General features: G+C 60.0%; 11 protein-coding genes. 3 read left to right on the top strand and 8 right to left on the bottom strand.

Translation table 11 applies throughout. From position 1 onward, the window contains the following. Positions 1-383: 383 nt before the first annotated feature. Positions 384-1,358, bottom strand: a complete 975-nt coding sequence (locus tag CWO89_RS34740; RefSeq protein WP_130582953.1) for a DUF2806 domain-containing protein — start codon at positions 1,356-1,358, stop codon at positions 384-386. Positions 1,359-2,450: 1,092 nt separating this feature from the next. Between CWO89_RS34740 and CWO89_RS34730 the strand changes: the two genes are divergently transcribed. After that, positions 2,451-2,843 carry a YciI family protein gene (locus tag CWO89_RS34730; protein WP_130582952.1) on the top strand — a complete coding sequence of 131 codons (393 nt, stop codon included), beginning with the start codon at positions 2,451-2,453 and terminating at the stop codon, positions 2,841-2,843. Between the two features lie 535 nt (positions 2,844-3,378). Here CWO89_RS34730 and CWO89_RS34720 read toward each other — a convergent pair. From CWO89_RS34720 to CWO89_RS34700, 4 genes are all read right to left on the bottom strand, one after another. Then, complete coding sequence (locus tag CWO89_RS34720; RefSeq protein WP_130582950.1) at positions 3,379-3,678, bottom strand: hypothetical protein; 300 nt, start codon at positions 3,676-3,678, stop codon at positions 3,379-3,381. A 1,348-nt stretch (positions 3,679-5,026) separates the two neighbouring features. Beyond that, positions 5,027-5,218 (bottom strand): hypothetical protein, encoded by a 192-nt coding sequence (locus tag CWO89_RS34715; RefSeq protein ID WP_130582949.1) that lies wholly within the window; start codon positions 5,216-5,218, stop codon positions 5,027-5,029. Positions 5,219-5,813: 595 nt separating this feature from the next. Beyond that, positions 5,814-7,211: a cytochrome P450 gene (locus CWO89_RS34705; RefSeq protein WP_283813566.1), complete on the bottom strand. Its 1,398-nt coding sequence runs from the start codon at positions 7,209-7,211 to the stop codon at positions 5,814-5,816. A gap of 10 nt (positions 7,212-7,221) precedes the next feature. Next, positions 7,222-7,452 (bottom strand): hypothetical protein, encoded by a 231-nt coding sequence (locus CWO89_RS34700; RefSeq protein WP_130582946.1) that lies wholly within the window; start codon positions 7,450-7,452, stop codon positions 7,222-7,224. 366 nt (positions 7,453-7,818) lie between these two features. On the opposite strand from CWO89_RS34700, the gene CWO89_RS34695 reads away from it, so the two are divergent. Beyond that, on the top strand, positions 7,819-7,992 hold the full coding sequence (locus tag CWO89_RS34695) for a DUF3606 domain-containing protein (protein ID WP_130582945.1): 174 nt from the start codon (positions 7,819-7,821) through the stop codon (positions 7,990-7,992). Continuing rightward, on the top strand, positions 7,989-8,147 hold the full coding sequence (locus CWO89_RS34690; protein WP_130582944.1) for a DUF2934 domain-containing protein: 159 nt from the start codon (positions 7,989-7,991) through the stop codon (positions 8,145-8,147). Before CWO89_RS34695 ends, CWO89_RS34690 begins: the two co-directional genes overlap by 4 nt. 21 nt (positions 8,148-8,168) lie before the next feature. On the opposite strand, the gene CWO89_RS48960 is transcribed toward CWO89_RS34690, so the two are convergent. The 3 genes from CWO89_RS48960 to CWO89_RS34680 all read right to left on the bottom strand — a co-directional run. Then, entirely contained in the window at positions 8,169-8,297 is a 129-nt protein-coding gene (locus tag CWO89_RS48960; protein WP_282530158.1) for a hypothetical protein, read from the bottom strand. A gap of 126 nt (positions 8,298-8,423) precedes the next feature. Beyond that, positions 8,424-9,068 carry a Vgb family protein gene (locus tag CWO89_RS34685; protein WP_130582943.1) on the bottom strand — a complete coding sequence of 215 codons (645 nt, stop codon included), beginning with the start codon at positions 9,066-9,068 and terminating at the stop codon, positions 8,424-8,426. 33 nt (positions 9,069-9,101) lie between these two features. Next, on the bottom strand, positions 9,102-10,140 hold a 1,039-nt coding region (locus CWO89_RS34680), incomplete at its 5' end, for a winged helix-turn-helix domain-containing protein (RefSeq protein WP_130582942.1).

Genomic DNA, 10,140 nt, shown 5'->3' with positions numbered 1-10,140 from the left:
CGATGCCATTGGTCCGATTCTCGACACCGTCACACCCGCCGAGTGCTCAAACTACTTCAGCAACGCCGGATATGGTCAAACCTAATCTCATCACGCTCTAAATCCGCAATTCCTGACGATGGAACGTCGGTCCCTGCGTGGCCATCCAAAGCGTGATAGCGACCGACAGCACCAGGTCGTCGTGGCTACCGACGCGAGCGGCGTAGGTCGTCCGGCCAGCCTCCGAAATCTTCCGCTTAAAGTCCTTTAGTTCTCCCTTCAGCGCTGCGGCGTCGTGCGCTTCGACGGCAGCGCGATGAGAACAAAAGGGCGCCCAGCAAAAACGTCCGACAGGAAAGCAACCCGGTGACCCGAGAACCCGATAGCAACGGGATCACAGGGCTTTAAGTGGTCGGGCTCTCCACCGTCACGCGATCCCATCCCCGTTCGATGAAGTAGTTAGCGATAGCTTCAGGAAGTTCTGACGCCTGATCTACTGGGGGTAGGATACTGAGTAATTCAAGTCCACTGCGAGTTACCGTCGCGGATGGCAGTGAGGGCTCTCCTGCCAAATCAACCTCCTTTCCCGCTAACCGGATCGTCGCCGGATATCTTGGGACGACAATAGTGGCTTTGTCCGTCCTGAAACGAGTGGCTTCTTCAGGTTTGTCCGTATCCTCGACATAGATTGCTTGGTCGCCAAGATGAGTAAAGCCGATGCTGGCAAGAACGATAAGGGCTTCGAACAGATCGCCTCGCCGGAATGGTCCGACCAACGGAATGTGTTTACTTTCGATGATCCATGGCCGAACCATCTCGATGGTTCTGGCTAATTGCTGATCCAAAATGGAGGCCAGATGCAGCGTGGCAAATGAAAACGACCCGGGCTTTCGAACTTCCCCTGCCAAAATCTGTGCCCAATGCTCCCGCATTTGGTTCGAAGTTGCGTTTTCCGCGTAGCGCCCGAACAAATTAAGCCAGTCGTCGTTAGGCAATTCGGTGGAAGTATCGGACGGCGGATTTTCGCTAACGTATTCGATTGCCTTAATCACCACCGCCTCGCGGTTATTCTGCTCTCGAATGAGGCGCTCGACACCGTAAACTAAAGCTCGTTCGCCAATCTGCGCAGAATTTGCCTCGATATGTTCGACGGCAGCTTTGGCGATGGCTCGCGTGATGGCTGTTTTCGCTTCCGTTAGCTCCTGTGTGGCGGCAGTGGCCTGGCTGGTGCGATCTTCAATAGCTCGCCTCTGTTCATCAATTCTTGCGGATGCCAGCTTAGCGGCTGACGATCCAACTCGGCTAATGTCCCCAATGAGTTCGCTGACAGCCTTGGCGAGACCGGGAACGGTCTTTATTAGTTCGAACCAGCTAGTCATAGGTTGCGCGGGCCTCCAAATCCATTCGCTGTCGAGACACGGTTTAGGAGGCACAACCACTGAGTGAGTTGCAAAAAGTTTTGGAGGTTATGCGCGGTATCAACAGGCCCTTGGCCAATGCGCTTCCTCCAATATTCAAACAGCCGCCTTGAACTATTCTCTCGGCCGTCCGCTAGGTCCGTCTGTGCGATGAACACATGGTGATTACAGCCCGACTTGGGACTTATCGGGAAGCGTCCTGCATGGAAGGAAGTCGGCCGATGGTAGGCGCCATACCGACCAGCTTGTCAATTAAGCTAACAACAACCGTCGATCGCCCGTGTTCCAGAGGCGGAACCAAAAGTCATCAAGGTGATTGGGATTGGGTTTGACCCAACAATCCAACGCTCGGAGGACAGATGGTTCGTCGACCCGTAGGAGCAGGCTTCCTGGCCGCGATAGCATTGGCGTGGCCGGTGGATCTCGCGATGCTTCCAACTCCGGCAAACGCGGCAGTTGCGACCGATATTGGCGCACAGGCCCGACATGGACCGCGGCCTGGTGCCCATCGTCCGCCGGGCACACATCGTCCTCGCCCGCCTGGCGCTCATCGTCCCGTGCATCGGCCTCGTCCACCCGGCGTGCATCGCCCGCCGCACCGTCCGCCTGGCGTGCATCGACCTTGGGTTCGCCCGCCTCGTTATTCCTGGCGTCCCGGCGGTGCAATCGCGGCAGGTGCTGCGCTCGGCTTTATCGCAGCGGCCAGCGCCGCGGCGTGGGCAGGCGCGCCGCCCGCACCGGGTCTTTGCTGGTATTACACTGACTGGACGCAAAGACAGGGGTTCTGGGATACTTGCCCGTAGTCTCGACCCGGAGATTGAAAATCAAAAAGGGAGCGGTGGTCGCGCCCTTTGGCTGATTCCGCATGCAATAGCTGCCCCGCCCATCGTCTCCGAGAGCCTTGATCCGGACCATCGCACCATCGCGATATTTGACCTGGAAGCGGTCATTCGCGCTGTCGGAAAAATTTGCAGGACGACGTCGATTTCCGAGAACCCCGTTCGTCGTTTCGATGCCAAGCCGATGAGGCCGGCTCAAATGAGGAGACAGACGATGCGTGTGATGGTGTTGGTGAAGGCGACCGACGACAGCGAGAAGGGCTTTTTCTCCACGCCCGAGACGACTGAGATGCTCGAGGCGATGGGCAGATTCAATGATGAACTGCGTAAGGCCGGCATCTTGCTCGCCGCCGATGGCCTCAAGCCCTCCTCGCAGGGCAAGCGTATTGCGTTCGATGGCCCCGGCCGTACGGTTATCGACGGGCCTTTCGCCGAGACCCGCGAGCTCGTCGCCGGCTTCTGGCTCTGGGAAGTCAAAGATATGGACGAGGCGGTCGCCTGGGTAAAGCGCTGCCCCAACCCCATGCCGGGACCGAGCGAGATCGAAATCCGGCCGCTATATGAGATGGCTGATTTGCGATCCGAACTCACACGAAACGACTGCTAAGCCGGCTCAAGTGACGCGCTTATTCAGTACCACCGCGGAATATATACCTCTTGATTCCCATAGCGTATCACCGGCGCTACGGGCGGGCCGTATGGATCGACCCGGTCGTCCTCAGGGCGATAACGATATCGTGGAACAATATAATAATCCCAGTAAGGAGTTTCCCTGACGATGGGTACCCTGACGATTGCCCTTGCCCGTGGTTCACGAACGACTCTGGCGTCCTGCGCATAGGCTGCAACACTGAACGTCCCCAGATTACACAGCACCAGGGCCGTTCCGAGAGCGACGGTCTTTATCCTCATGCCTCGGCCTCCTTGCCACAGCGGCAAATAACGAGCACCTGCTCATGATTGTTCCCGCCACGCGAGGCTTAAAGGCGACGGGTGGGACGCCCGATCGCTGGAGAGGCGGCAGCGAAGGAGCCGAGCGCAGAGTAACGCAACTATGAGCGCAATCCATCGAAATTGAAGAGGCCGCCGGCATATCTCCGGCGGCCTCCGCGCTTAACGTCGTTCGCTGCGCTGCATCTCGACTAGAGATCGATGCCGACAGCGATGTTACGGCCCTGTAGTTCGGCAATCTTCATTCCCTCGGCCTGCAACTGCGTGAATTCCGGGTCCTTTGCCACGGCCTCCTGCACTTTGCCGTAAGCTTCCCAACTGGAGTAGCGCGTCGTAACCAGCCATTCTCCTGCCCACACGCCAGTGTGGAAACGGGACAGCCGAAGAAATTCGGCACCGTGTTTTTCAAAAATCTTCTTCGCCCGCTTGGCAATCTGGGCCATTTCGTCGGCCTTGTCGGTTTTGAAACGAGTAAATTGCACAATCGACATGGGCTACCTCCATCGTGATTTAAAATGTCCAAGAGGCATGTATCGAGCGACATTTGAGGAGCGAACCTCGATGCAATCTCGATGAAGGTTTGTCTTCATCGACTTGATCTTGGTTCAGGCTTCGCAAGCGACAACAACTCTGGCCTATCTAGGCGGATGGACTCGCATCGTCACTGGCTAAAGCAGGTAGGCTGATTATCGAGGCTTGAAACTGCTGCCGGTTTGATCGAGACGCAGCTAAGAGAGGAGGAGTGCGAAGAGCGACTTCGCAACCTCATCCGCGTCTTTTCAGCCTGCATCCTGATGTGGCCGGCGGAAGTGTGTGCCCCGGCGGATCGTGGGGATCGCGCCGGGGCGTCGCTCCCTCTCAACCGACCATTGGGCTAGGGGGCTGAGATGATCAGCGAGAGATCGCACGTCAAACGAAGCACAACCGCTGCCGGGATGTGAGTGCAAATTGTGCCAAGCCACTGCAGAATTTTGAGAAGCTTGCACGCAGGTGCCTCGTTCTTCACTTGGCAAAAACAAAAAGCGACCGGTTCAGTGCGGCAAGGTCTCTACGAGGGCGCCTGAAACGAACCTTACTGTGGCCGCTTCGCCTTTCTGATGTGTTCGATGGCCGTCAAGTACGCTGCCACGGCAACCATCAGCACACCCACAGCGAACGCGACTCCTTCAAGAATCAACACGATCTTTTCCTTTCACTCATCGGGCTAGGACACCCTCTGAGCGTTCCTCTGATCATGGATATAGGACGCTCGCGCCTCGGGCGCGGCCTTCTGTGGCTTAAATTCGCGTAAGGCGCGTTTGTGTGACGGCTCGATCGAGTAGGCAATCTCGAGAGCTTGCGGTGCGGCTTTCCCGGGGCCGTCGGTGGCAGGTTTTCATGCAGCGATCTTGTCTTCCTTATCGGCGCCGCGCATGACCGTCGTCAGCACGTCGTTCGGCCTCTGTAGCGCCTTGGCCTCATCGCAGGGTGTGTAAACTGCAACACACGATACAAGCGCGAATCGCTGTAGACTGAAGTGGCGTCCTCAAACGCGCCTCCCTAGCCTTGAGCCCGTCGCAAATGGCGGGCTTCCTTCAAGACGGCGCTCGGGTCGCTGGTGTTCGCACCGGTGCACGCCTGTGTGCACCAGCGGGGTCTCCGCATTCCTACTGACTCGAATTTCATTCCCTTGTTACACGCTTCGGCATTTAATTGCCGCATCGTATTACCTGATCATATTTGCGAATGACCCGGCAGCCGCACCTGCCGGGTTTTTCGTTCCTGCCCCGAGGGGCGCTAGATTTTAGTTTTGACGCGTTTTCTTCACGCGAACCGGCATCCACTTCGCTCGAAAACGCTCTAATCCTTGAAGGCTCTGATGGACGGCTGGATCGTCAAACGGTAAGCGACCGAGCTGTCGCCATTGAAAGTCTCCAGCGATGTACCGCAAGCGGGGCAGCGATATTCGCCTGGCTCGCCCTTCTCGGATGACAGCTCGATCCTGCGGAAGCCTGCCCCACATTTTGGGCAGGTCACGTCGTCTTTCTTCATCAGATCACCCTTCGGTATGTGCCAACGGTTTACCCTGCGCTGGGCGGCAGAGCCATGATCTGAGAGTTACGAGTGTAACAACGTGCGGAGGCGCCCGACAACCGTCGGTTCACGCTGGCGGGCCGCTCCAGTCCAAGCGACAAGTCGAAACTGGAGAATTGGTCAAGCTTTGCACAGCCAACCTTTCCTCGTTCAAGCGCCTTTCGATAAACCCGCGCTCAAGGTCCGAAAGATTGGTCCCAAGCAGCCGCCGATATCGGCTGATGTTGTTGTTATGGGCCCGCAGACGGGTGACTTTATCGTCGCTCATCGAGCCTCCAATGTGCAGAAGAAGTCAATTGTGAAGCTGTGGGAATGCCGTCGCTGCCTAACCATCGATATGAAGCTGTCGCAGGTTCAGCTCGGCCTCGACGTTCGGTGGTCCACAAAATTGCGCCGCCGGGCTCGAAATACAGCGTCCCGGCGGCGTTTGTCTCAACTGGTGCCCTGAAATCCCAGTACCGGCATCTTAGCAGTACCATGCTACGCCAAATGTGAAATGGTTCACACAATGGGCAAAGAAAGCACCCTGGCTGGGCGACCAGGGCTGGCGGTTTCAAATCCCACCGCTCCGACCATTCATCTTCCGGCGCTCCTTGATCTTGAGCCACACGCCCCCATGAGGGCGCAGCGTGATCGACGGAAACGGCGTCACCTTGCGATCTGGCAGCCATTCCATCGAGAAACGTTGCGCCATCGTCGTCAGCGCCAGAACGGCTTCCATCATGGCGAAACGCTGGCCGATGCAGACGCGCGGCCCGCCGCCGAACGGCATATAGGCGAAGCGGGGTAACTTGCGCTCGAGGTCGCCCATCCAGCGCTCGGGACGGAAAGTCTCCGGCTCGTCGAAATAATGCGGGTCGCGATGCAGGACCCATGGGAGGATGAAGATGGTTGTGCCCGCTCTGAAAGAGTAGCCGCCAAGGTCGAACGGTTGCACGGATTCCCGGCCGATGGCCCACGCGGGCGGGTAAAGCCGCATCGCCTCCATCACGACGCTTTCCGTGAATTTCAGGCGCTGAACATCCTCGGCTGTTACCGGGCGATCGCCAACCACTTCGGCGATCTCCGCGGCCATGCGCGCTTCGGCGTCCGAATGCTGGCCGAGCAGGAACCATGTCCAGGAAAGGGCCAGAGCCGTGGTCTCGTGCCCTGCGAGAAGGAGCGTGATCGCCTCGTCTCGAAGCAACGAGTCGCACACAGGCTTTCCTGCGTCGTCGCGCGCTGCCATCAGACGCGACAGAAAATCATTTCGATGTTCCAGGCCGCTCGCGCGCCGCTCGGCGATCATGGACGAAACAACTCTTTCAATCGTCCGGATCGCCCGCTGGTATCTGAGGTGGCCGGGCAATGGAATCGCGTCCGGAATAAGGATCGGGCGCTTGTAGCGCGACGCGACCTCCACGATGAGATCGTTCACCGCATGGTCCATGTCGTGAATGTCTCGCTCCACCTCGGAATCGAAGAGCGTCTTGGCTGCGATCCGCAGCGTCAATCCCATCATCTCGGGATGGATGTCGATGACCTCGCCATCTTTCCAGCCATCAAGCAACTGGCGAGTAAGGGCCACCATCGCGTCGTCGTAAGCAAGCAGTTGCTGGCCGGCGAAGGCAGGCGCAGCCAGGCGACGCTGGCGGTGCCAAAGCTCGCCTTCACTGGTGAGCAGGCCTTTCCCGAACACCGCCGTCACATGGCGCCAGAAGAACTTGTGCTTGATGTAGTTTCGATGGTCCTCGACGAGGACCTTCTCGATCGCAGGCAAATCGTTGACAAAAAGTGCCGGCCATCCGGCAAGATTGAGCGAGACGAGGTCGCCGTACCGATCCGCGAGTTCAGCAAAGAAGCCAAGCGGGTCCTTGCCGAGCACAGGCAGATTTCCAACAAGCGGCAAGCCGCGCGGGCCCGGCGGCCGACGCGGCGGAGAATGCCAGCCAACGCTTGTTGGTGCGTCCACAGGAAAAGTATCAATCCTGCCTACGGCGGCGCCTGATCAGCCAGTAGACACCGTAGCCAATGGCGAGGATCGGAAGGCCTGCGCCAGCAATCGGCCCGGGGGCTCCGCTGTAGTGATCTGGCTTATTCTGACCGGGGGCGTCCTCGCAACTCCCCCCGCCGTTGCAGGCTTGCACGGGCGGGATGACCGTCGTCAGAGCGAGGGCCAAAATCGCGGCGGCAATGCCGAACCCGATCTTCATTTGACTGCTCCTTGGTTCTGACTGTGCATTAAACTTGCTAATTAAATAGCACATTAAAACATTAAATGATTTAACTTAAATAAACTTCCCGTTATTTTTGCCGCACCGGAACCCGGCTGGGAGATGCTTGCGGGCTCGGGCGCCGGTTAGAAAACCGCAGCTTCAGTCCGAGCCTATGGGGTCGATACGTTCGCTCGTTGACCGCTCGTGCCGGCCAACCGCGTCCGTAGCAATCCTCCCGGATGCAATCGAGGCTCCGATCGAGCGGAGCGAGTGCGTCCGTTGATGCTGGCGAGCAAGGCCATCACGGCCTACCGGGAACATGCAATGTGCTCTGGCGTTCTATCCGCAGAAAGAGGAACCGCCATGGATAATCTGACCAAGAGGGATCAACGCGACCGTTCGAAGATCAACATGCACCAGGACTTCGAGGTCAAGTACTGGGCCAGAGAACTCGGGGTAACGAGAGAGCAGCTACAGAAGGCTGTCGACAAGGTTGGCAACAGCGCTGCCACGGTCCGGAAGGAGCTGGGGCAATGAAGATAGACGATCAGGCAATCCGGGCGCGCGCCTATCGATTGTGGGAAGCCGCGGGAAGCCCCGAAGATGAAGAAGAACGCTTCTGGCACGAAGCGGAACGCCAACTCAAGGAAGAGCAGATCCAGCACGAGCTGAAGACGCCGGACACCCTATAGGCCGGAGCTATCAGGTGCGGCCTAGATGCCAAGCACCCAAACGGCGACGATGGTGCCGAGCAGGGCGAGACCGCTGATGGTCCACCCCGTGACGTAGCCCGCGCTGTCGGTCTCTGGCTGATCGACCATGGTATCGTGCCAATCGGTCATGATGGCCTCCATCCATTGCCTCCCCGGACGTAGGTCGGCGCAGACAGCTCAAGGTTCAAAACGCGAAACGCGGCGCAGATGTTCCGCGCCGCGTCCTGACCGGTGTCTGCTTCGCTCGAAAACGCTCTACCGCGCGCTTCGCTTGGGCTTGCGCACCGCCCGGACCTTGCCGCTGGTGCCGCCGCCGCAGAAGAACTGATCGCGTCCGTCGGACTCGAGCCCCGACACGCTGACGCCGGGCGGCAGCGCAAGGCGCTCCAGGGCCTCGCCGGTCTTGGGATCAATTCTGGTCAGATCGCCTTCGTCGCCTTCCCAGGTGCCGTGCCAGAGCTCGCCGTCGATCCAGGTGACGCCGGTGACGAAGCGGTTGGACTGGATGGTGCGGAGGATTGCTCCGGTTTTGGGATCGATCTGGTGGATCTTCCGCTCCCGGTACTGCCCGACCCAGAGCGTGCCTTCGGCCCAGGCCAACCCTGAATCTGCGCCGCCGCCGGGCGAGGGGATCGTGGCGAGCACGCGGCCGCTTTTCGGATCGATCTTCTGGATGCGGTCCTCAGCGATCTGAAACAAATGCTGGCCGTCAAACGCCGTTCCGGCATGCGCGGGGACGTCGATGGAGTGTACCGTGTCCCCGCTCGCCGGATCCATGGCGTTGATCCGGTCGCCGGACGCAAACCAGACGAGCTTGCCGTCGTAGGTAAGCCCATGGACGCTGTCGACGCCCGGGAATGGGCCATATTCGCGGATGATTTCGGCTGCTGACGTGATCATGCTTCCTCCTCGCTGTTCGAAAGTGGAGGCACCCTAGCCATTCGGCAGCGGCGCGGTGAGTAACAAGGTCGTCGCGAAACCCGGCAAAGGCGGGGTCATCCAGCGGCGCGCGCGCCCGCGGCCAAACGACTGCACCTTGTCCTTGGCCGCGAGCGCGTCGAGCGCCCGCTGAATGGTGCGCTGGCTGGCCCCGAGCGCCAGCGCCAGCGCCGAGCTCGACCACGATTCCCCGTCGGCGAGAAAGGCGAGCACCTCCGCATGGTCCTCTTCGACCGGACGCGCCAGCACGACGATGTCGCAGGCGAGGTGCGGCACGAGTGCGAACCCTTGCTTAGTCGCGCTGACGTCGGCGAGCGTGCGAAGCATGCTGCGGAGCCGCCCGATCTCGACCCGTAGCCGGGCGCGATGCGATTCATCGGCATGCTTGCCGCGGAATGCCCGCGCGACCAGCGTCTCCCTGGTCACGTCGTTCGGCCAGGCTTCGGCCAGCGCGCGGGCGAGCGCGAACAGAACCGGACGCGTTGCGAGTGAGACCGTCACGTCCCTCTCGCGCACGACATAGCGGCAGGCATCCACGACCAGAGACTTCGATACGAGCAACGCCTCGACCTCATCGAGCAGGAGCGGGCGCTCCTTGCCGCGTGCAACGAGGCGCGCCGCGGGTGTGCCAAGCAGAAGGGCTGCGCTTTCGACCTCCGCTGTCAGCGCAGGGATACGTGCCTGCCGCGCCGCGGCCTCGGCTCGTGCGAGTGCGGCGCGGGCCGGCTTGGTGCGGAGGCGGCGCATCGCGATGCCGGCAACGACCAATTCATGCGCGGCCCTCGAGGCCGGTGGGAAGGGCGCGGGATCAAGGTCTGCAAGCCTGCGCTCGGCCTCGTCGAGGCGTCCGATCAGGAGCAGGCGGCGGATCTCGAGATAGCGCGCATGCGCGGCGTTGACGAAATCGCTGTGCGCCTCGAGCGTCGCGCGCGCGGCGTCGAGCGCCTTGGCGGGAAAGCCGAGGTCGCGGGAGGCGAGCGCAATCTCGGCCTCCGCGACGACACATCTGGCGCGCGCGATCGCCTCCTTCGGG

Origin of the sequence: Bradyrhizobium sp. Leo170, from assembly GCF_004296405.1 — a bacterium.
Classification (GTDB): Bacteria; Pseudomonadota; Alphaproteobacteria; order Rhizobiales; family Xanthobacteraceae; genus Bradyrhizobium.
Note: the sequence above shows the minus strand (reverse complement) of the source record. Positions and strands in the feature narration are given on the sequence as shown.

Bases quoted from the DNA above. Each gene is read 5' to 3' on its own strand.
- CWO89_RS48960 (WP_282530158.1), bottom strand. From the start codon at position 8,297: ATGACCGATTGGCACGATACCATGGTCGATCAGCCAGAGACCGACAGC.
- CWO89_RS34690 (WP_130582944.1), top strand. From the start codon at position 7,989: ATGAAGATAGACGATCAGGCAATCCGGGCGCGCGCCTATCGATTGTGG.
- CWO89_RS34695 (WP_130582945.1), top strand. From the start codon at position 7,819: ATGGATAATCTGACCAAGAGGGATCAACGCGACCGTTCGAAGATCAAC.
- CWO89_RS34740 (WP_130582953.1), bottom strand. From the start codon at position 1,358: ATGACTAGCTGGTTCGAACTAATAAAGACCGTTCCCGGTCTCGCCAAG.
- CWO89_RS34715 (WP_130582949.1), bottom strand. From the start codon at position 5,218: ATGAAGAAAGACGACGTGACCTGCCCAAAATGTGGGGCAGGCTTCCGC.
- CWO89_RS34730 (WP_130582952.1), top strand. From the start codon at position 2,451: ATGCGTGTGATGGTGTTGGTGAAGGCGACCGACGACAGCGAGAAGGGC.
- CWO89_RS34685 (WP_130582943.1), bottom strand. From the start codon at position 9,068: ATGATCACGTCAGCAGCCGAAATCATCCGCGAATATGGCCCATTCCCG.
- CWO89_RS34700 (WP_130582946.1), bottom strand. From the start codon at position 7,452: ATGAAGATCGGGTTCGGCATTGCCGCCGCGATTTTGGCCCTCGCTCTG.
- CWO89_RS34720 (WP_130582950.1), bottom strand. From the start codon at position 3,678: ATGTCGATTGTGCAATTTACTCGTTTCAAAACCGACAAGGCCGACGAA.